Origin of the sequence: Pseudodesulfovibrio portus (assembly GCF_026000375.1) — a bacterium.
GTDB lineage: Bacteria > Desulfobacterota > Desulfovibrionia > Desulfovibrionales > Desulfovibrionaceae > Pseudodesulfovibrio > Pseudodesulfovibrio portus.
This window is the reverse complement of sequence record NZ_AP026708.1, coordinates 3,104,158-3,123,509: the sequence shown is the minus strand read 5'-3', so window position 1 is coordinate 3,123,509 and position 19,352 is coordinate 3,104,158. Positions and strand designations below refer to the sequence as shown.

18 protein-coding genes are annotated in these 19,352 nt (G+C 62.4%); 5 read left to right on the top strand and 13 right to left on the bottom strand.

From position 1 onward, the window contains the following. Nucleotides 1-74 precede the first annotated feature (74 nt). The 10 genes from OO730_RS14975 to OO730_RS14930 form a co-directional block, all read right to left on the bottom strand. On the bottom strand, nucleotides 75-728 hold the full coding sequence (locus OO730_RS14975) for a tetratricopeptide repeat protein (RefSeq protein ID WP_264982289.1): 654 nt from the start codon (nucleotides 726-728) through the stop codon (nucleotides 75-77). A 9-nt stretch (nucleotides 729-737) separates the two neighbouring features. Further along, the gene (gene amrB, locus OO730_RS14970; protein ID WP_264982288.1) at nucleotides 738-1,547 is read right to left on the bottom strand and encodes an AmmeMemoRadiSam system protein B; all 810 of its coding nucleotides are present in this window, start codon (nucleotides 1,545-1,547) and stop codon (nucleotides 738-740) included. Nucleotides 1,548-1,678: 131 nt separating this feature from the next. After that, nucleotides 1,679-4,996 carry a tetratricopeptide repeat protein gene (locus tag OO730_RS14965; protein ID WP_264982287.1) on the bottom strand — a complete coding sequence of 1,106 codons (3,318 nt, stop codon included), beginning with the start codon at nucleotides 4,994-4,996 and terminating at the stop codon, nucleotides 1,679-1,681. Nucleotides 4,997-5,066: 70 nt separating this feature from the next. Next, entirely contained in the window at nucleotides 5,067-6,083 is a 1,017-nt protein-coding gene (locus OO730_RS14960; RefSeq protein WP_264982286.1) for a sigma-54 interaction domain-containing protein, read from the bottom strand. A 236-nt stretch (nucleotides 6,084-6,319) separates the two neighbouring features. After that, entirely contained in the window at nucleotides 6,320-7,717 is a 1,398-nt protein-coding gene (locus OO730_RS14955) for an NAD(P)/FAD-dependent oxidoreductase (RefSeq protein WP_264982285.1), read from the bottom strand. A gap of 274 nt (nucleotides 7,718-7,991) precedes the next feature. Then, complete coding sequence (locus OO730_RS14950) at nucleotides 7,992-8,318, bottom strand: flagellar basal body rod C-terminal domain-containing protein (protein WP_264982284.1); 327 nt, start codon at nucleotides 8,316-8,318, stop codon at nucleotides 7,992-7,994. Nucleotides 8,319-8,396: 78 nt separating this feature from the next. Further along, nucleotides 8,397-8,765 carry a hypothetical protein gene (locus OO730_RS14945; protein ID WP_264982282.1) on the bottom strand — a complete coding sequence of 123 codons (369 nt, stop codon included), beginning with the start codon at nucleotides 8,763-8,765 and terminating at the stop codon, nucleotides 8,397-8,399. A gap of 13 nt (nucleotides 8,766-8,778) precedes the next feature. After that, on the bottom strand, nucleotides 8,779-9,552 hold the full coding sequence (folE2, locus tag OO730_RS14940; protein ID WP_264982281.1) for a GTP cyclohydrolase FolE2: 774 nt from the start codon (nucleotides 9,550-9,552) through the stop codon (nucleotides 8,779-8,781). Continuing rightward, on the bottom strand, nucleotides 9,552-9,971 hold the full coding sequence (nikR, locus tag OO730_RS14935; RefSeq protein ID WP_264982280.1) for a nickel-responsive transcriptional regulator NikR: 420 nt from the start codon (nucleotides 9,969-9,971) through the stop codon (nucleotides 9,552-9,554). Before nikR ends, folE2 begins: the two co-directional genes overlap by 1 nt. A 12-nt stretch (nucleotides 9,972-9,983) precedes the next feature. Next, nucleotides 9,984-10,679, bottom strand: coding sequence for a class I SAM-dependent methyltransferase (locus tag OO730_RS14930; protein WP_264982279.1), 696 nt, complete (start codon nucleotides 10,677-10,679; stop codon nucleotides 9,984-9,986). 311 nt (nucleotides 10,680-10,990) lie between these two features. On the opposite strand from OO730_RS14930, the gene gcvH reads away from it, so the two are divergent. The 5 genes from gcvH to OO730_RS14905 all read left to right on the top strand — a co-directional run bounded on the left by gcvH (nucleotide 10,991) and on the right by OO730_RS14905 (nucleotide 16,004). Further along, nucleotides 10,991-11,371 (top strand): glycine cleavage system protein GcvH, encoded by a 381-nt coding sequence (gene gcvH / locus OO730_RS14925; RefSeq protein WP_264982278.1) that lies wholly within the window; start codon nucleotides 10,991-10,993, stop codon nucleotides 11,369-11,371. Between the two features lie 68 nt (nucleotides 11,372-11,439). Next, nucleotides 11,440-12,774, top strand: a complete 1,335-nt coding sequence (gene gcvPA / locus OO730_RS14920) for an aminomethyl-transferring glycine dehydrogenase subunit GcvPA (RefSeq protein WP_264982277.1) — start codon at nucleotides 11,440-11,442, stop codon at nucleotides 12,772-12,774. Continuing rightward, the gene (gene gcvPB, locus OO730_RS14915; protein ID WP_264982276.1) at nucleotides 12,771-14,213 is read left to right on the top strand and encodes an aminomethyl-transferring glycine dehydrogenase subunit GcvPB; all 1,443 of its coding nucleotides are present in this window, start codon (nucleotides 12,771-12,773) and stop codon (nucleotides 14,211-14,213) included. The genes gcvPA and gcvPB overlap by 4 nt, the downstream gene beginning before the upstream one ends. Continuing rightward, a complete protein-coding gene (locus tag OO730_RS14910; RefSeq protein WP_264982275.1) occupies nucleotides 14,203-15,564 on the top strand; it encodes a dihydrolipoyl dehydrogenase family protein in 1,362 nt (453 codons plus the stop codon). Before gcvPB ends, OO730_RS14910 begins: the two co-directional genes overlap by 11 nt. Next, nucleotides 15,561-16,004, top strand: a complete 444-nt coding sequence (locus OO730_RS14905) for a YhcH/YjgK/YiaL family protein (protein ID WP_264982274.1) — start codon at nucleotides 15,561-15,563, stop codon at nucleotides 16,002-16,004. The genes OO730_RS14910 and OO730_RS14905 overlap by 4 nt, the downstream gene beginning before the upstream one ends. 66 nt (nucleotides 16,005-16,070) lie before the next feature. On the opposite strand, the gene OO730_RS14900 is transcribed toward OO730_RS14905, so the two are convergent. The 3 genes from OO730_RS14900 to OO730_RS14890 all read right to left on the bottom strand — a co-directional run bounded on the left by OO730_RS14900 (nucleotide 16,071) and on the right by OO730_RS14890 (nucleotide 19,339). Further along, a complete protein-coding gene (locus OO730_RS14900) occupies nucleotides 16,071-16,562 on the bottom strand; it encodes a hypothetical protein (RefSeq protein ID WP_264982272.1) in 492 nt (163 codons plus the stop codon). 413 nt (nucleotides 16,563-16,975) lie between these two features. Further along, nucleotides 16,976-17,497: a hypothetical protein gene (locus OO730_RS14895; RefSeq protein ID WP_264982271.1), complete on the bottom strand. Its 522-nt coding sequence runs from the start codon at nucleotides 17,495-17,497 to the stop codon at nucleotides 16,976-16,978. Between the two features lie 90 nt (nucleotides 17,498-17,587). Then, the gene (locus tag OO730_RS14890; protein WP_264982270.1) at nucleotides 17,588-19,339 is read right to left on the bottom strand and encodes a chloride channel protein; all 1,752 of its coding nucleotides are present in this window, start codon (nucleotides 19,337-19,339) and stop codon (nucleotides 17,588-17,590) included. Nucleotides 19,340-19,352: the final 13 nt, after the last annotated feature.

Sequence of the window (19,352 nt, the reverse complement as noted above, 5' to 3'; positions counted from 1 at the left end):
TCCCGGCAGGTCGCCGGAACAATACGACAAAGGCCATCCAAAAGGATGGCCTTTGTCGTTCTCGATCAGATTCTCTATTGTATCCCGGTGTCCTGGAACATCGATTCGAACTGCTTCACTTCATCGGCGGAAAATACTCCATGCGTTTTGCCTTGCCGATACCAATAGTACGCCGATTCAACATCCTTTTTTTCGTCGTAGGACAAAATCAAGCCGACATAGCCATCACGAATCCGGGGGGCTATTGCCAACCCTTTTTGAAATAGGGCAATAGCCTCTTCAGGGTTTTCGGACTTATTTTCAGCCGTGAACCGACCGTACTCCATATAAAAGTTCCCAGCATCTGGCTCCAATGACAAGGCCTTCACAAACATCCTATCGGCATTCTCAATATCAGCGTCCCTGAGAAGATAGACCAGAGCGAACCCCCAATACGCCTGGTAGTTGTCGCCGTCCAGCAACCACGCCTGGTTAAACCGCTTGATCGCGGTGGACATGTCGCCCTTGCGGAAGAAATCCCATCCCCGCTTGGCGAAGAGCACTGCGCCCTGCTCTCTGGTATATCCCTTGGCCTCGATGTCGCTGATCAGATGTTCATCCGCCTGCAACAAGGCCGGAGTCTTCTCGATGCCGCCGTACATGGGCACCTCGTTCATAGGGTACTCTCCGGCCCGGACCGGCAGAGAAAAAACACATGCAGCAAAAAGAACCAACAGAATCCTGAACATCCACCCCTCCTAACTCACCAATACTCCTGCGTATCCGACCACCTGGTCATAATCGCCCGACACCTCGCCGGAGGTGGCGTAGGCCACCAGTTCGCCCCTGGTCGCGCCGAGCTCCAGGGCCGCGAACAGCCCCACGGTCATGGGCATGACGCCGCACATCGAGATGTTGTTGGAGCGCACGGTATTGAACAGGGCCGCCGGGTCGAGCTTGACCGCCTCGCCGATGGCCATGGCGTCCCGCTTCCTGGCGTCCTCATGGGTGATGTAGTGGCTCATGTCAGAACTGACCACGATGGTCACCGGGCGGCCCAGCACCTTGAGGGCCTGGCCGATGTTCCTGCCCACCTGCTTGAGAACGTCCAGATGGGGCATGGAAACGGCCATGGGCGCGATGCGAGTGGCCGGATTCAGCCGCTGCAGGAACGGCAGCACGACCTCGATGGAATGCTCGCCCAGATGGGCCTCGATATCCGGAGTGATGTGGGAGTCGGCGGCCATGAGTTCCTCGGCCAGTTCCGTGTCCACGGGGACAGGCCCGCCGGGGACCATCCAGTTTCCCTCGCTCCACAGGGCGAACGGCGCGCCCCGGCCCGTGTGGTTCGGCCCGAACAGGAGCACGGTCTCGGCCAGGTTGGCCTCGGCCAGGGTCCTGCCGCAGACCGCTCCGGAAAAGACATACCCCGCGTGGGGCACCATGGCCAGCAGGGTCGGCTCCTCGCGCCTGCCCGCACCCAGCCCGAGGAACCCGTCCACCACGGCGTTCAGGTTGTCGGCAACGCCATCATAAAACCGACCGGCAACAACAGGTGGCCTATCCATATATCACCTCTCGAATATCGCACTCCGAACAACTGACCGACCAGTATCACGAAACTGTACCGGCAACCACCCCCCGCTGAACGGCAACAGAAGATTTGAGAGGGAGAAAAGGAGCCGAAGCATCCCGGTCGCTAGGGACCGGGCCTGTACTCGGAGGCCTTTTGTTCAAGGTCGTAGGTGTCGAGGGCGGACTTGGCGAGCTGGGCCTGAAGGCTCTCGGGTTTTTTCTCGATGATGTCCTCAAGCAATTGCCTCCACTCGTCCATGGCCCCGGCCTTGCGGTAGATGCGGGCGAGCTTGAACCGGGTGGAAGCCCATTCCGGGTTCTCCACCTTGATGTATTTGTCATACTCCCTGGCCCACTTGAGGGCCTCCTCGTACCGGCCCGACCGCTCGGTGGCGTAGATGGACATCAGCACGGTGTCCTTGATCTTTTCAGGGTCGCCGTCGGTCTGGAGCAACAGGGCCAGCGCTTCCTGGGAGTAGACGAACACCCGTCGCAGGTCCTGGCGCTGCATGGCGTCCTTGGCCATGTAATACATGGCATAGGCGCGGAAGGCCGGGTCCACGGTGGTATCCTTGGCCAACTCCGCCCACATGGGCATGGCCTGCTTCAAATCGCCGAGGTTCTGCAGGGACATGGCCCGCGCGTAGTCGAGCTGCCGCTGCTGGGCCTCCTTGAGCGTCCAGTTCCTGGTGGCCATGGCCACCAGGTCCGCGATTTTCTTCCATTCAAGCTGGTCGAGGTAGATGTTCACGGCCAGGCCGAGGGCGTCGTCCGAAGTCCCCGGTATCTGCTTCTCCTGGAGGTACGGCTCGATCATCTCCAGCGCCTTGTCGGGCCGGCCGATCTTCCAATAGCTGGTGGCAATGGCGAGCCGGGTCTTGTCGTCGACCTTGGACCCTTCCTTGCCGATGAAATCATAGGTCTCCCAGTACCGGACCACGCGGGCATAACGCTCCTCGCCGAGCATGCCGGGCACGGCCAGGACAAAGACGGAATCGCCGAGTTGGCGGGCCTTGAACCCCAGTTCGCTGTCCGGGTACTTTTCCAGCAGGTCCTGGGCCGCAGTCAGCGCCTCGGGATACTTCTTGTTGAAGGCGTACCACATGGCCAGCTTGAGCTGGGCGATGGGCGCCAACTCGCTGTCCGGGTGCTTCTGCACGATCTCGGTGTAGACCTTCTGCGGATTGAGGTTGTAGGGCCTGTCGAAGACATCCACCATTTCGTGCATGGCCGGGTCGTCGTAGATGCCCTCCTCGGCCAGACGCATCTTGGCGATCATGGCCCCTTCCTGGGCCGGATAATTGGTGATGGTCTTCTCGTATACCTGCTTGGCGGGCTCCTTCAAGCCGAGCCGCAGGTAGATGTCGCCGAGACGGGCCAGGACCACGCCCGCCCCCTCTCCGTCCGGATTGAGATTGAAATAGGTGAAGTAATGATCCTTGGCCGCCTCCCACTTGCCGAGCTGCATCTCCACGCCCGCCGCAAGCCGCAGGAACTCCATGTTTTCCATGTAGTAGTCGGGCCACCGCTTGTCGATGTAGTCCACGATCTGAAAGGCCTGTTCCAGGAAGCCGGTGCGATGCAGGGAATCGGCCAGGTAGTAGGCCGCCTGCTTGACGAGCTGGTGTTCCGGGTAGGTCTGGATGAGATACTGGAATTGGTCGGCGGCCTTCTTGTAGTCGCGCTTCTTATAGAAATACTCGCCCCAATAATAGCTGATGGACGGGATGTTGTCGTCGTCCGGATACTTTTCCTGGAGGATCTTGAAGTACGCCCGCGCCTCGGGGAAGTTGCCCACCTGAAGATTGAGCAGCCCGAGGTTCAGGAGCGCCCTGGGCACCCGGTTGGAACGCAGGTTGGCGTTCATGGCCTCGATGAAGGCCTGGGAAATTTCGTCGAACTTGGCCGCCGGGTCCTCGGAATGAAGCTGCTTTTTGATGTCGGCCACGGCGTACAGGGTTTCCTCGCGCACATCGTCGGGCACGTCGGCCTGCTTGAGGATATCCTCGAAGATGGGCAGGGCCGCGTCCAATGCCCCGTTGAACATCAGGGACTGGCCTTCATACAGCTTGTCCCGGATTTCCTTCTGCCGGGCCTCGGCCTGCTCCTCGGGAGTCAGTTCCGGTGGCGCTTCGCCTTCCGCACCGGGCTCGACCTGCCGGTCCTCTGCGGCGGGGGTTTCCCCCTCGGCCATCTCGGCCACTTCCGGGGCGGGCTGCTCTGTGGCGGCTTCGACCTGCGAATCGGGCTTGGGAGCCGTCTCCGCAGGCGGTTGAACCTGACTGACCACGGCGTCCACCTGGTCCTGGTCCTCGGGTGTGGGTTCCGGCGGCGGCGCGCCCTCCACCACCACGGGCGGCGGCGGGGCCACTGCTCCGCCCACCTGCCCCTGCCCGGACATTTCCGGAGTGGTCACCAGGGGTGCCAGGGCCTGACGCTCTTCCACGGGCTCGCCGGGCGGCGGGGTAACGGCCCCTCCAGCCTGTCCCTCGCCTTCCACCGAAACAGGCGGCGACACAACGCCACCGGCCTGTCCAGCGCCCTCCACCGGGCCGACCACCGGGCCGGTCACCTGGCCGACCACCGGGCCGGACACTGCAGGAGCGCCGGGCTGGTCCACCAGCACGGACTGATTGCCCTCGCCCGCCAATTCTGCGAATTTCACTTCCTCGGCGGTCTTGTTGACGGCCTTGAAGCGCAACTCGCTGCCGGGCGGATAGTTGCCGGTCTCGGCTTCGGGCGACACGGGAGCCGGGGCCGGGGTCATGCCTTGGGGCTCGCCGCCCGGAGGGGCGTCGACTTCATTCCGCACCGAGTACGGTACGGCGAAAAACGGTTTTCGGTCGGCTTCGGCGGATTCAACCGGCAGGTCGGCCTCGCCCTTGATGGGCGGCTGCGCTTCGGTCTCCTTGTCCAGCACGGCCGCATCCAGTGCCTGAGCCACCTGGGCCGCGCCGGGCCGGGGCTGTTCCGCCTGATCCGGCGGCTGAGGAGGAGCGGGTTGCTGCTGGGGAGCGGGCACAGGCGCGGCCTGCACCGGTTTCCAGCGGGCACCGATGGGATCGCGGAAAATCTGGAGCACGAATTCGGGCTTGCCCGACGACGGGACCCGGATATAACCGAACGCATTGGTTTTCGTGACGATGCGCACACCGTCTTCGGTGGCGGAAATGGATTCCACCAACTTGCCGGGGAAATCTTTGACAGTGGGCTTGGGCTCGGTGTCCCAGCCACCGGCCGGCAGGGAAACAGTGATCTCGCGCTCTCCGACACGGGAAACGCTCGACTGCGGCAACTGGTCAGAATCAAAGGAGAATGTCAGCCTGTCAGAGTCGCCCCTGGACTGGAAATTCACACGCAGGGCATGGGCGGGACTGACAAAAATCCATCCCACGATCAGGGCCGCCACCAGCGGCCAGGCTGCAATTTTGGCGCTTTTCACTGTCACGTCGGGTAGTTATGCAATAGTCGTGCTATCCTGCGACCAAGGGGTCGCCCGTGCTTCCCCGGATCTACAGCAGATTCCGTTTTTTCAGTTTCTCGATGAGCGTGGTTCTCTTTATGCCGACCAGTTCCGCAGCCTTGTTCTTGACCCCGTCCGCCCGGTCCAGGGCCTCCTCCAAAAGCCGCCCCTCGATGGCTTCCAGGAACTCCTTGAGCTTCATGTCCTTGTCGGTCATGTCCCTCAGTTGGGGCCAGGCAAAGCCCAGCGGGGCCATCGGCTGGACTTCCTCCACCTTGACCAGGGGCGTCTCCCCAATGTCCTCGAAAATCTTGCCCGGCAGGTCTTCGGGCTGCACCTCGTTGCCGTCGCACAGGATGGACAACCGCTCCATGAAGTTCTCCAGCTCGCGCACGTTGCCCGGCCAGGAATACGTCAGGAGCATCTCCTTTGCCTTCTCGGCAAGCTTGAGGCTTCTCCGATCCTTGTTGGTGCAGTGACTGCACAGGAAGTGCTCGGCCAGGAGCAGGATGTCCAGGTTGCGCTCGCGCAGGGGCGGGAGATGCAGGGGGATAACATTGAGCCGATAGAACAGGTCCTCGCGGAACCGACCCGCAGCCACTTCCCCCTCCAGGTCGCGGTTGGTGGCCGCCACCACGCGCACGTCCACCTTCATGATGGAGGTGCCGCCGACCCGCTCGATCTCCTTCTCCTGCAGGGCGCGAAGGATTTTGACCTGGAGCGACAAATCCATTTCTCCGATCTCGTCCAAAAAGATGGTGCCGCCGTCGGCCAGCTCGAAGCGGCCCGGTCGCGTCCGGATGGCATGGGTGAACGCCCCTTTCTCATGGCCGAAGAGCTCGGATTCGAGCAGTTCCTTGGGGATGGCCCCGCAGTTGATGGGCACAAAGGGCTTGCTCCGGCGGACGCTGTTTTGATGCAAGGCACGGACAAGCAGTTCCTTGCCTGTGCCGGATTCCCCTGTGACCAGCACGGTGCTGTCGGTGGGAGCGACTTTTTCCAGAACCTTGAAGACCTTGGCAAGAGCGGGACTGTTCCCGATGATACCGTCCAGGTTAAGCGCCATTTCTCCTCCGAAGTCGGGTGGATATCAGGTGAGCGGGATATGGGGAGCCCGCGTCTATTTCTTTACTATACATCCTCTCTGTCAATATAATGACGCTATGTCAATGAGTTTAATCGTATTTTTTAAAAATATTCTAGAAACCTGCGGGCAGACCAGAAAAAATCCCGGCCGACGCAAACGCCGACCGGGACAATGGAACCATAACTTGTGCCGTCATTTCCTCATGGCGGGCCATCCTAGCCACGCCTGAGAATCTCCTTGGCAGGGATGAGCGCGGTGGCGGCGGCCCCCACGATGTTGCCCGCCACGCCCGGCCCGTCACCGGCCACGAAGAGCCCTTCGATGGCCGTTTCCAGGTGCTTGCGGGTGTCCACCTGGGTGGCGAAGAACTTGATCTCCGGGGCGTAGAGCAGGGTCTCGTCGTTGGACACGCCGGGCACCACGTTGTTGAGCTGCTCCAGGCCGTCCATGAGGTTGGTCAGGATGCGCTCGGGCAGGGCCATGGCGATGTCGCCGGGCACCACGTTCTTCATGGTCGGCTCGATGTAGCCGTTGCCGATGCGGTCCCAGGTGGACCGCCTTCCCCGCCGCAGGTCGCCGAACCGCTGCAGGATGGGCTTGCCGCCGCCGATGAGGGTGGCCAGCCGACCGATGGATTCCCCGTAGGCCTGGTTGTCCTCCACCGGATCGGTGAGCACCACCTTGGACAGGAAGGCGAAGTTGGTGTTGTCCGACTTGGTGTTCATGAGGGCGTGGCCGTTGACGCAGACGAAATCCTGGTAGTTCTCCAGGGCCACGAACCCGCCATAATTGGTGCAGAAGGTGCGGGTCTGGTCATCGTACTTGTTGGTGCGCACGAAGAACGTCGGGTCATAGATGACCTGGCAGAGGTCCTGCATGATCTCGTTGTGGACCTCCACGCGCACGCCCACCTCGATGCCCCGCTGGGAGACCTCGATGCCGTGCTTCCTGACCACCTGGGCCACCCACTCGGCACCCACGCGGCCCGGAGCCAGGATGACGTTTTTCGCCTTGTACTCATGGCGATTGGTGACCACCCCGGTGACCTTGCCCTTATTCACCACCACGTCCTTGACGATTTCGGAGGTGTGGAAAGTCACGCCCTTATCCTGGATATAGTCGGCCATGGCCGCGATGTGTCCGGGAAGGTTGTCGCTGCCCAGATGCTTCTGCTTGATGACCAGCAGGTCGATGCCGTGCTTGCGGGCGTCCTTGCGGATATCCTCGGCCTTGTTCATGTCCGTGGGGAAGACCTTGCCGTCCATGCCGAACCGGTTGAAAATATCCTCGGTTTCGTCAATGAGCGCGCGTGCCTCGGACGTGCCCACGAACTGGGTCAGGTCGGTCTTGCCGAGCTTGTGGATGAAGTTGAGCTTGCCGTCGGAAAACAACCCCGCCCCGCCCACGCCGCACAGGATGTTGCACGGGCGGCACTTGACGCACTCCTGATCGCCGGACAGCGGGCAATCGCGGATCAGGGGCTTCTTGCCCTTGTCGATGAGCAACACGTCCAGGTCGGAATGCTCGCCCAGCCAGTACGCGGCGAACAGCCCGGCCGGGCCGCCGCCCACGATGATAACGTCGAAATCGGTCTTCAAAGTCTTCGCGGTCATGATTTGCCTCCGGCGGCTGGGGGAAGGGTAAGGAAAAACCTTTCGGGAAAGGCTTTTCCTTCCCCTTCCCCCGAACCCCCATCCCCATCCTTTTCCAAAGCTTTTTGTATGCGCATCCGCGCGGGTGGGGTCCGCGCGAAAGAGCGTCCCCTGTTCAAGGGGTTGTCAACGTAACGCAAGTATGGCCCGCACTGGGCGCACCCGGAAACAGGGTTCGCGCAGACGGGCCATGATGGAACGTATGACAGGAGGGAAAGAAGTGTCAAGCCGTGGATCAGGCGACCATATTCAGGAGATGGCCGGTCATTTCCTCGCTGGCCCTGATAAAGGCGGTATTGGCGGAAAAGGCGTGGCCGGTGCGGATCATGTCCACCATCTCGCGGCCCAGGTCCGTGTTGGAGGTCTCCACCCCGTCGATGAACGCGCCGGGCGTGGTGGATTCCTGGATGGCCGCCACTTCCACGCCCTGGCCGCCGGGACCGGATTCGAGCGCAACGGAAGACGCCTTGAACTCGTCGGTGTTCACATTGGCGATGTTGTTGGCGGAAACGGCCTGGACGGTGCTGAGGGCATCCAGGGCCATGAGATTGGAGTCGGACATACGGAATCACTCCCTTGAGCAGTCAGGGGAAGCAGCCGAATAAAACATACGCCCTTTGGGGGAACTATGCAACTCGCGCTAGTGAACCATGGTTCCCGGCCAGGCAAGGACAAACGCTCCCCGCCCGCCGAACAACCTGATGGAAAGCGCCTTCAACTCCTTGGAAATGTCCTTGTCGGCAGCGATCACAAAGGAAATGTTGTTCTGATATTCCACGGCGCCATTGACCAGCGACCCGCCGCGCGAGTCGCCGAGTTCCGTGAAACCGCTGGCCATGGCGATCACTTCCTTTTCAAAAACGCGGATCGCGTCTGCGGAATCCGTGCCGTCCGGCAGGACCGAGTCCACGACCACGAAATGGATGAAGCTCGGAACGGTCTCCGCCGCCTGGGCGACGGCGCAAAGCGACAACAACACGATCAGGACCAGCGGGAAAAACCGTTTCATGGCGCTCTCCAACTTATGAATTGTTTTTTTCGATCACGGCAAATGCCGAATGGTTGTGGATGGACTCGAAGCTCTCCACCTCCACCTTGTACCAGTGGACCTGGGGGTGCTCGTCCAACCCCTTGGCGGCCTCGCGGACCACGTCCTCGACAAAGGTCGGATTGGCGAAGGCGGTCTCGGTAACGTACTTTTCATCCTCGCGCTTGAGCAGGGAATAGACCGGGCAGGACCCGGCCCGCTCGCCGATCTCGATGAGGTCCTCCAGCCAGAGGAACCCGTTGAAGCGGGTACGGATGCGGACCTCGGCCCGTTGGGAATGGGCGCCCTCGTCCGAAATGGCCTTGGAGCACGGGCACACGGTCATGACCGGCACGTCCGCGCCGAGGGTGAAGATCAGCTTGCCGTCCTTGAGCAATCCGTCCACCCGGCACGTGTAGTCCATGAGGCCGCTGGCCCCGGACATGGGGGACTTCCTGCGCAGGAAATAAGGGAACACGAACCGGACGTGGGCGCTCCGCGCCTGGAGCCGGTCCACCACATCGTCGAGCAGGGTACGGAAGGAATGGTAGTCCAAATCGCCGGACCAGTGCTCCAGCGCCTCCACGAACCTGCTCATGTGCGTGCCCTTGAACTCGGCGGGCAGGTCAACGGAAAGGGACACCTGGGCCACGGTGTGCTGGATGCCGGACTCCCGGTCGCGCACGATGATCGGCAGGCGCAATCCCTTCACGCCCACACGATCTATGGGCATGGCGATCGAGGATTGACTCTTCTGAACATCTTCCATCAAATCAAATCCTTGCCTGTGGTGGTCAGGGCCAGGTTGCCGTGCTTCACGCCCTTGGTGGAAATGAGTTTCTGGCCCAGTTCCTTGATGGTCTCGGCGTCGCCCTTGAGGATGATGACCTCGAGGCAATTGAAGTGGTCCAGGTGCACGTGCAGCGATGACTGGATGACGTGGTGCGCATCGTGCTGGATTTCGGTCAACCGCTGGGACAGTCCGGATTTGTGGTGGTCGTAGACCAGGGTCAGGGTACCGGCCAGGTCGCCGTCGGCCTGCTCCCACTCACGCTGGACCAGGGTGTTGCGGATGAGGTCGCGGATGGCTTCGGAACGGGTCTGGTAGCTGCGCTCCTCACACAGTTGGTCGAATTTTTCCAGCAGCTCGGAATCGAGAGACACGCCGAAACGGATGGTCTTGCCCATGGTATCCTCCTGTTAGGGGATGGTTACTTCCCACAAATTCACTGTCGCGTTCTGGCCGCACAGGGCCACTTTTTCCATTGCCAGCTTCTCGGCGGCGAATCCCCGGGCACGCAGCTCGTCCCACACGGGACGCGACACGGTGCGCACGGGCTCGCCGATCCAGATACGACCGCCGGGTGCAAGCGCGTGGCGAAAAAGCCTGATCAGCGGATTGAAAAATCGTTTCTCGTACAACACGTCCCCGGCCCATATGAACTCGAACGCCCCGGCCTCCACAGCGGGCTCGCGCCAGTCCATGACCGCCCAAAGCGGCTGCGGGACGCTGTTCAATTCCGCGTTGTGCCGGGCGAACCGCACGGCGGGCCACTCGTAGTCGAACCCCACCACCTGCGCCCCGACGCCGGCCGCTATCATGCCGGTCAACCCGAGGCCGCAGCCCACGTCGAGGCACGCCCGGCCATGAAGCCGATCCGCGTTGCGCACGATATGGCGGCCCAGCAGCACGCTGGCGGGCCACACCTCTGCCCAATACGGCAGCCGCTCGTCATCGCCCATGTCTTCACCGTCCATGGCGTCCCAGAGGGCCTCCATGTCGGCGGCCCGGTCGAGCAACCAGACGCGACCCTCGACCTCCACCTCCACGCGGGAGCCGGGGTCGGGAACGGCGAAATCGGCCCGAAGGCTCGCGGCGTCAATGGTGTTGGGCATGGCTGATACCCAAAGTACGCCCGGACAGTGTTATCGTCAACAACATTCGTAATACTTTTTGCATCACATATATAAATGTCGTATAACGTTCCCCACATCCTCAACGCTGTTTACGCGCTGCAATCACACCTTCTTTGACCCCCGACGAACGACAGACGTCATCTTTTTGGCGAATTCCGACGTTCATTCGTCCAGGCGGATTTATAATGGCGAAAGCGTCATTTTTTTTACTATTTTCAAGGCATAATTCCCATGTTAAGAGAGCGTTCATTCACTTCGTCAAGCCAATTTTTCCAACAAGGAGCAAAAATATGATTCCCGAAGATCTGTTGTACGCCAAAACCCACGAATGGGTCATGGTCGAAGGCGACGTGGCCACTGTCGGCATCACCCAGTTCGCCCAGGAGCAGTTGGGCGACCTGACCTTCGTTGAGATGCCCGAAGTGGGCGACACCTTCGAGGCCGGTTCCGAAATGGGCTCCGTCGAGTCCGTCAAGGCCGCCAGCGAAATCTACGCCCCTGTGACCGGCGAGGTCATCGAGATCAACGAGGAGCTGGAGGACGCGCCCGAAAAGGTCAACGAGGAACCGTATGGCTCGGGCTGGATCATCAAGTTCCGGATCAAGGGCGAGCCCGAAGGGCTGCTGGACGCAGACGGGTACGCCGCAGTCGTGGAAGCGGAAGCCCACTAAGCGAGTTTTCCAGGGCCGGGGCGAACGTCTCGGCCCTTTCATTTACATTATAATCAGTAGGTTCCATCATGCCGTTTGTACCGCATACCGAAAACGAGGTCCGGGAGATGCTCGCCGTCATCGGCGTGGATTCCGTGGAAGACCTCTTTGCCGAGATCACGGAGGAGATGCGCCCCAAGAGCTTCGAGCTCCCGGAAGGGCTCTCCGAAATGGACGTCCTCGCCAAGCTCGAGGCCATGGCCGCCAAGAACGCCACCGACCGGACGAGCTTCCTGGGCGCGGGCTTCTACGACCACTACATCCCCGCCGCAGTGGACGCCCTGACCATGCGCGGCGAGTTCTACACCGCCTACACCCCGTACCAGCCCGAGGCCTCCCAGGGGACGCTCCAGGCGATCTTCGAATACCAGACCGCCGTGACCCGGCTGCTGGGCATGGAGTGCGCCAACGCCTCGGTCTACGACGGCGGCACCGCTCTTTACGAGGCGCTGATGATGGCCGTGCGCAAGACCAAACGGCGCAAGATCATCGTTTCCGAGGCCCTGAACCCCATCTACCGTGTCATGCTCGGCTCCTACACCCGGAACCTGGACATCGAATTCGTCACCGTGCCCCACAAGGAAGGCCGGACCGACATCGACGGTCTCAAAAAGGCCATCGACACCGACACCGCCGCCCTGCTGGTGCAGAACCCGAACTTCTTCGGCTCCATCAACGACTTCACGGACCTGTTCACCGCCTGCCGCGAGGCCAAGGCCGTGTCCATCGTGTCCGCCTACCCGGTGCTCCAGACCCTGCTCAAGACGCCCGGCGAAATGGGCGCCGACGTCGCCGTGGCGGAAGGCCAGTCCCTGGGCCTGCCCCTGTCCTTCGGCGGGCCGTACCTCGGCATCATGACCTGCACCAAGAAGATGGTCCGCCAGATGCCCGGCCGCATCGTGGGCCGCACCGTGGATTCCAACGACCGCACCGGCTACGTGCTCACCCTCCAGGCCCGCGAGCAGCACATCCGCCGCCAGAAGGCGACCTCCAACATCTGCTCCAACCAGTCCCTGTGCGCCCTGCGCGCGCTGGTCCACATGTGCGCGCTCGGCGAGTTGGGCCTCAAGCGCGCCGCGCGCGTGTCCGTGGAACGCGCCCACATCTGCGCCGAACGCCTCACGGCCATCGACGGCGTGGACATGCTGACCAGGGGCCCGTTCGGCAACGAATTCGCCGTGACCCTGCCGGTGAACGCCTTCGAGGCCATCGCCAAGCTGACCGCGCGCGGCTTTGTCCCCGGCTTCCCCCTCGGCCGCTACTACGAAGGCCTGGAAAACGGCCTTTTGGTGGCCTGCACGGAAAAGACCAGTGAAGAACAGATCGGCATCTTCGCCGAGATGCTCAAAGGAGCGCTCAAATGAAGACCATATTCGATAAATCCGTAGCCGGACGCGAGGGCTGCTGGCCCTGCGAAGGCATGGCTGAAGAGGCCTACATCCCCAAGGACCTGCTGCGCGACGGCGACATCGGCCTGCCGTCCGCCTCCGAGCTGGACGTGGTGCGCCACTTCACCAAGCTCTCCCAGCGCAACTTCGGCGTGGACGGCAACTTCTATCCGCTCGGCTCCTGCACCATGAAGTACAACCCCAAGTTCACCGAAGTCGTGGCCGCCATGCCCGGCTTCACCCGGCTCCATCCGGTCCTGCCCCAGCTGCAGGGCGCGGGAGGTCTCTGCCAGGGTGCGCTCGAGGTCATGTACGAGACCGAAAACCTGCTGGCCGAGGTCACCGGCATGGCCGCCTACACCCTGCACCCCATGGCCGGGGCGCACGGCGAGCTGACCGGCGTCATGCTCATGGCCGCCTACCACAAGGACCGCGGCAACAAGAAGACCAAGGTCATCGTGCCCGACTCGGCCCACGGCACCAACCCGGCGTCCGCCGCCATCGCCGGCTATGACGTCGTGTCCGTGGAGTCCGTGGACGGCATCGTCTCCCCCGAGGCCCTGGCCGAGGTCCTGGACGACGAGGTGGCGGGCATGATGATGACCTGCCCCAACACCCTCGGCCTGTTCGAAAAGAACCTGCCCGAGATCGTGCGCATGCTGCGCAAGGTGGACGCCCTGCTCTACTACGACGGCGCCAACCTCAACGCGGTCATGGGCAAGATGCGCGTGGGCGACGTGGGCTTCGACATCGTGCACCTCAACCTGCACAAGACCTTTGCCACCCCGCACGGCGGCGGCGGCCCGGGCTCCGGCCCGGTGGGCGTCAGCGAACGGCTGGTCCCGTTCCTGCCCATCTCCCGCGTCGAGAAACGGGAGGACGGCCAATTCCGTCTCAACTACAACTATCCGAAATCCATCGGCTATGTGGCCCCGTTCTACGGGAACTTCGGCGTATACCTGAAGGCCTACGCCTACATCCTGCGCCTGGGCGGCACCGGCCTGACCCGGGCCACCGAGAACGCGGTCCTGGCCGCCAACTACATGCGCAAGCGTCTCTCGGACCACTTCGAAATCCCCTATGACCGCATCTGCATGCACGAATTCGTGGCCTCGGCCGCGCCCCAGGCCAAGAAGGGCGTCCACGCCCTGGACTTCGCCAAGGGGCTGCTGGACAAGGGCCACCACGCGCCCACGGTCTACTTCCCGCTCATCGTGCCCGAGGCGATCATGATCGAACCCACCGAGACCGAGAACAAGAAGACCCTGGACACGTTCTGCGACGACCTCATCGAGCTGGCCGGGCTGGTGGACACCAACCCCGAGGCCCTGACCTCGGCCCCGGTGACCCTGCCCGTGACCCGGCTGGACGAAACCCGAGCCGCTCGCGCCATGGAGCTGACCGATGACCTATGATCTCGTTGTAATCGGGGCCGGGCCCGGCGGCTTCGACTGCGCGGCGGAAGCCGCCGGTCACGGCCTGTCCGTCGCCCTGGTGGAAAAGGACTTCCTGGGCGGCACCTGCCTCAACCGAGGATGCATCCCCACCAAGCTCTGGCTCGGCGCGACCTCGGCCATCGAAGAACTGCACAACCAGGCCAAGATGAAGGTGGCCTCCGGCGAGATAATCGTTGATTTCGAGGCCCTTCAGCAGCGGGTGCGGAAACACCTTGCAGGCACCCGCAAGGCCATGGCCATGCAGCTCAAGGGCCTTGGCATCGAGCTTGTAGAAGGCTTCGGCAAGCTCGACGACGGCAAGGTCGTTGTCTCCGGCAATGAAGGAGAGACCGTCCTGGAATACAGGAATCTGGTCATCGCCACAGGGTCCAAGCCCATCTTCTTCCCCGGCCTGGAGCCGGACGGCCAGTGCGTGCTGGACTCCAACCAGTTCCTGGCCATGGAGGCCATGCCCAAGTCCCTGATAGTGGTCGGCGCAGGCTTCATCGGCCTGGAGATGGCCCAGGTGGCCCATCGCTTCGGGGCCAGGATCACCGTGGTGGACGCCATGGACCGCGTGGCCCCGCTGGAGGACCCGGAAGTGTCCAAGGCGCTCCAGTCCATGTTCAAGCGCTGGAAATGGGACATCCAATTGGAAAAACGCGTCTCCGGCGTCAGGACCGTGGACGGCCGCGCCGTGCTGACCTTCGACACCCGCGACACCCTTGAGGCCGATACGATCCTCGTGGCCGTGGGCCGTGGCCCGGTCACCGAAAACATGGGCCTCGAAGAAGCGGGCATCGAGCTCGAATTCAACAAGATCAAGGTGGACGAAAATCTGCAGGCCGCACCGAACGTCTACGCCATCGGCGACGTGAACGGCCGCATCCAGCTGGCCCACGCGGCCGCCCACCAGGCCTGGTACGCGGCTTCCCATATTGCGGGCAAGACGGACGGGCCCTATGCGTCCGGCCCGGTGCCGAGCGTGCTCTATGGCGCGCCCGAGGTCATGCGGGTCGGCAAGACCGAGAACGAATCCTTCCTGGACGACTATGACACCACCGAGGTGTCCAGGGCCCAGCTTGCGGCCAACCCCATGGCCCAGGCCCACGCGGCCACCCAGGGATTCGTGAAGGTGGTCTGGTCCGGCGGCAAAGTGGTGGGCGTCACCGGCGTGGGGCACGACGTGTCCCGGCTGGTCACCCCGGCCACCATGATCGTGCAGCAGGGCTGGACCGGCGACGACGTGCACAAGACCATGTTCGCCCACCCTTCCCTGGACGAGTCCCTGCTCATGGCCCTGAAAGCCGAAAGGAAGAAAGTGGAATGATTCTCGACATTCTCGACAACGCGGACTTTTACGTTCCCCTGAACCCGCACCTGGCCACGGCCTTCGCCTTCCTGCGCAGGCCCGACCTGGCCCAACTGGAGACGGGACGCCATGAAGTGGATGACGACGTCTATGCCGTGGTGGCCAGAGGCAAAGGCCGCAAGGTCGAGGATGCACTGATCGAGACCCATGACCACTACCTGGACCTCCAATACGTGATCAGCGGCACGGACACCATGGGCTGGAAAGCACGCAGGGACCTCGGTCCGACAACGGAAGCGTACGACCCGCGCAGCGACGTGGCCTTTTACAAGGACGCGCCCACGGCCTGGGCCGAAGTGGCTCCCGGCGCATTTGCCATCTTCTTTCCCGAGGACGCACACCTGCCCATGATCTCGGACGGCGAGCTGCACAAGGTGATCATGAAAGTCCGGGTCTGACGACACCCCACGCCAAATACAACCGGGAAGCCCGCACAGCGCGGACTTCCCGGTTATCGATTTCAATCATCCGACCTGGGTCACGGCCTGGGGATCGTAGTCGCCCACGGCATCCAGCCTGGCTGCGGCCAGCCGCCGCTTCTCCAGCATCTCCATCACCGCATCGGGGTTGGCCCCGAGCATGAAACCGTGGATGGAGATGGAATTCGAGAAGTTCAGGTAGACCACGGTGTAGAGCAGCCGCCCCAGACCGGACGTGAACCTGGGCCGGGCCGACCTGTTGATGACCACGCGCATGGTGGACAGGAACGGCATCCTTCCCTTTCTGAAGGACAGGACCTCGCCGAAACGGATCAAGGCGGGGCCGAACGGCGTGTACACCGAAAACCGGTCGTCCAATATCTTGATCATGGGCTGGCGGGTCATGACCGCCACACCGTTGATCATGGTCACGCCGAACCCGGCCATGCTGACACAATAGATCGCAAGCTTCAGGTTGTCGTTTTCAAGGTAGTGGAAACCGGCTGCGGCCAGTCCCAGGAAAACGGCCGCAAGCACAATGCAACCGCGGACACTCCGCCTATTCGGATAGATTTTGATTGGTACGTACAACATGGATGCACCCTGTTTTCGGTAAGAATTGCGACGGACGCATCGTCCGCCCCGAAAGAAGGCGCTCCTCCCGCGGGCCGCAAGGCCCGAGCCCCGGACACTGTCATTCATTTCCCCTGAATGCGCTGATGCTCATCCACGGGAAAAGGCGGCGCGCGCAACAGGCGAGCACGGTGCAGTCGACTTTGGTTTGGATTGAATTGAAACATGTCTGTTCCTCCGGTTGGTTACCGGAAAAACAGCCGAGCAGTGAATAAACCATATGACAATTCGCGCAACAACGCAAACCCTCATTGGATCAAACTCTTTCCAACGCGCCAACGGGCCTTGGAGAATGGTTCGGATACGGGAAGCCGACGCTAATGAACGGTGCGCCCTTCGGGCTCGCGGGAGAAGAAGATGCCCTCTTCCCGGGGGACTTCCAGGGCCATCAGCCCTTCGGTGGTCAGGTCCGGGCCGACCCAGAGATTGCCCGAGAGATTGAAGCCGTGCGCCAGCCGCTTGGCGTGGTCCAGGGCGATAGTCAGTTCCTGCAGGTAGTTTTCGCGGGAAAAGGCGAACTCGGCGTCGTGCTCCCAGTCGGGGCGGGGCTCGTCCGGGGGCCAGGCAATGGGGTTCCTGAGCCGCCAGACCACCTTGTCGGAGGTGTGAGAGACCATGACCCCGTCGTCGATGCCCAGGCAGGCCGGGTTGCCGCAATCACAGGTGTAGATGAAGAACTCGCCGGACATGGTGGCCGACGTGATCAGGTCCACGGGGTCGATGTACACGCCGACCTCGTGCAGGTACTGGCCGTCCACGGTCAGGTTGAAATCGATGTAGCCGTCCTCGGGATGCTTCTCATCCAGGGAAAGAGTGACGGTGATGCGGATTTCGTTCATGGGCTGCGTTCCTTGAGCTGACATTGGGACGGGTCACGTCCGGCACCGGTTGTCTAGCACAAAGGGCTACCCCCCACAACACCCGCCGACTCAGTCGTCATGGGCGATCTCGTGCCGGACTATGGCGGAGTTGTAGGCCGCGTTCACGGCCGATTCGGTCAACGTCCCCACCAATTTCCCCTCCTTGCCCGAGGACAGGACCGGCACCTGGGACACGCCGCGCGCGGTCATCCTGTCCAGGGCGTCCTGCAGGGTGTCGTCCATGGTCACGGTGACCAGGTCCTGCGTGGCCAGGTCCTGGGCGATGAGCAATTGGTCGAGCCCCTCCTCCCTCAGCACGGTGCGGATGTCGCGGAAGGAGATGATGCCGGTCAGCCGGCCATCCCCGTTCACCACGTGCAGGTAGGGCGCGTTCTCGGTCTTGAAGGTCCAGATGATCCGCGACAGCGGCATGGCCTGCGGGATGGTGACCACGTCGCTGACCATGACCTCCTTGACCATCATGTGACTCAAAAGGTGCCGTTCCCGGCCCGCCTCGATGTCGATGCCGCGCCGCAGCAGCTTGGTGGTGTAGATGGACGCCCGGTCAATGGTGGAATTCATGACCGTGGCCGTGATGCAGGTCAGCATGAGCGGCAGGATGATTGAATAGTCCGAGGTCATCTCGAAGATGATCAGGATGGCCGTGATGGGGGCATACGTGGTCCCGGCCACCACCCCGCCCATGGCCACCAGCGCATACGCCCCTGGCAGGGCCGTGTGGGCCGGGAACAGGGCGTGCGCCCCGAAGCCGAACACCCCGCCGGCCATGCAGCCGAGAAACAGCGACGGCGCGAAGATGCCGCCGGAGCCGCCCGAGCCCAGCGTGATGGAGGAGGCCAGGATCTTGACGAAGATGAGCACGAACAGCAGCTGGAACTCCATCTGGTTGACCAGGGCCAGGTTCATGGAGCCGTAGCCCACGCCGAACACCTGGGGAAACACGGCGAACACGCCGCCCAGCAACGCGCCGCCGATGGCCGGCTTGATCCACTCCGGGATGGGGATGGCGTCGAACCCGTCCTCGAACCAGTAAAGGATCTTGGTGAAGGACAGGGCCACCAGCCCGGTGACTACGCCGAGCAGCGGGTAGAGCAGGTATTCCCACAGGGAGACGATGGAATACGCAGGGATGTCGAAATGCGGAAAGTCGCCGAAATAATAGCGGGAAATGGCAGTTGCCGTAACCGAGGACAGGACCACGGGCGAGAACTGCATGACCCCGAAGTCGCCGATGATGATCTCCAGGGCGAACAGCACCCCGGCGATGGGCGCGTTGAATGTTGCGGCGATGCCCGCTGCCGCGCCGCACCCGACCATGGTCTTCATGTGCACGCTCGGGGTCTTGAACAACTGGCCCACGGACGAGCCGATGGACGCGCCGATCTGGACCATGGGCCCCTCCCGGCCCACTGATCCGCCCGAGCCGATGGTCACTGCCGAGGCGAATATCTTTGCCGCAGCCACCCTCTTGCGGATGCGCCCGCCCCGCAGGGCGATGGCCTGCATGACCTCGGGCACGCCGTGGCCCTTGGCCTCGCTGGCGAAGTTGGACACCACGATGCCGACGACAAGCCCGCCCATGGTCGGCACCACGAACTTCATCCAGAGCGGCACCGAGTCCGCAAACTGAATGAAATCAGCGGAATTCTGGTAAAAGGCCCACTGCATGAGCTTGAGCACGTACTTGAACAGCACGGCCCCGTATCCGGCGAGGACGCCGATGAGTATGGCCAGGAAAAGGTATCGGACGTTCGGACGCTTGAGCTTCTGAAAGAGCGGTTCGCCCCGGTCAGCGGTCATCGGGTCTCCAGTG

What these genes read in the sequence shown, in the direction of transcription:
- OO730_RS14950 (WP_264982284.1), bottom strand. Translation starts at nt 8,318, where the DNA reads ATGTCCGACTCCAATCTCATGGCCCTGGATGCCCTCAGCACCGTCCAG.
- gcvPB (WP_264982276.1), top strand. Translation starts at nt 12,771, where the DNA reads ATGAAGACCATATTCGATAAATCCGTAGCCGGACGCGAGGGCTGCTGG.
- OO730_RS14945 (WP_264982282.1), bottom strand. Translation starts at nt 8,765, where the DNA reads ATGAAACGGTTTTTCCCGCTGGTCCTGATCGTGTTGTTGTCGCTTTGC.
- OO730_RS14975 (WP_264982289.1), bottom strand. Translation starts at nt 728, where the DNA reads ATGTTCAGGATTCTGTTGGTTCTTTTTGCTGCATGTGTTTTTTCTCTG.
- gcvH (WP_264982278.1), top strand. Translation starts at nt 10,991, where the DNA reads ATGATTCCCGAAGATCTGTTGTACGCCAAAACCCACGAATGGGTCATG.
- OO730_RS14910 (WP_264982275.1), top strand. Translation starts at nt 14,203, where the DNA reads ATGACCTATGATCTCGTTGTAATCGGGGCCGGGCCCGGCGGCTTCGAC.
- OO730_RS14930 (WP_264982279.1), bottom strand. Translation starts at nt 10,679, where the DNA reads ATGCCCAACACCATTGACGCCGCGAGCCTTCGGGCCGATTTCGCCGTT.
- nikR (WP_264982280.1), bottom strand. Translation starts at nt 9,971, where the DNA reads ATGGGCAAGACCATCCGTTTCGGCGTGTCTCTCGATTCCGAGCTGCTG.
- amrB (WP_264982288.1), bottom strand. Translation starts at nt 1,547, where the DNA reads ATGGATAGGCCACCTGTTGTTGCCGGTCGGTTTTATGATGGCGTTGCC.
- OO730_RS14895 (WP_264982271.1), bottom strand. Translation starts at nt 17,497, where the DNA reads ATGAACGAAATCCGCATCACCGTCACTCTTTCCCTGGATGAGAAGCAT.
- OO730_RS14960 (WP_264982286.1), bottom strand. Translation starts at nt 6,083, where the DNA reads ATGGCGCTTAACCTGGACGGTATCATCGGGAACAGTCCCGCTCTTGCC.
- OO730_RS14905 (WP_264982274.1), top strand. Translation starts at nt 15,561, where the DNA reads ATGATTCTCGACATTCTCGACAACGCGGACTTTTACGTTCCCCTGAAC.
- OO730_RS14890 (WP_264982270.1), bottom strand. Translation starts at nt 19,339, where the DNA reads ATGACCGCTGACCGGGGCGAACCGCTCTTTCAGAAGCTCAAGCGTCCG.
- gcvPA (WP_264982277.1), top strand. Translation starts at nt 11,440, where the DNA reads ATGCCGTTTGTACCGCATACCGAAAACGAGGTCCGGGAGATGCTCGCC.
- OO730_RS14955 (WP_264982285.1), bottom strand. Translation starts at nt 7,717, where the DNA reads ATGACCGCGAAGACTTTGAAGACCGATTTCGACGTTATCATCGTGGGC.
- folE2 (WP_264982281.1), bottom strand. Translation starts at nt 9,552, where the DNA reads ATGGAAGATGTTCAGAAGAGTCAATCCTCGATCGCCATGCCCATAGAT.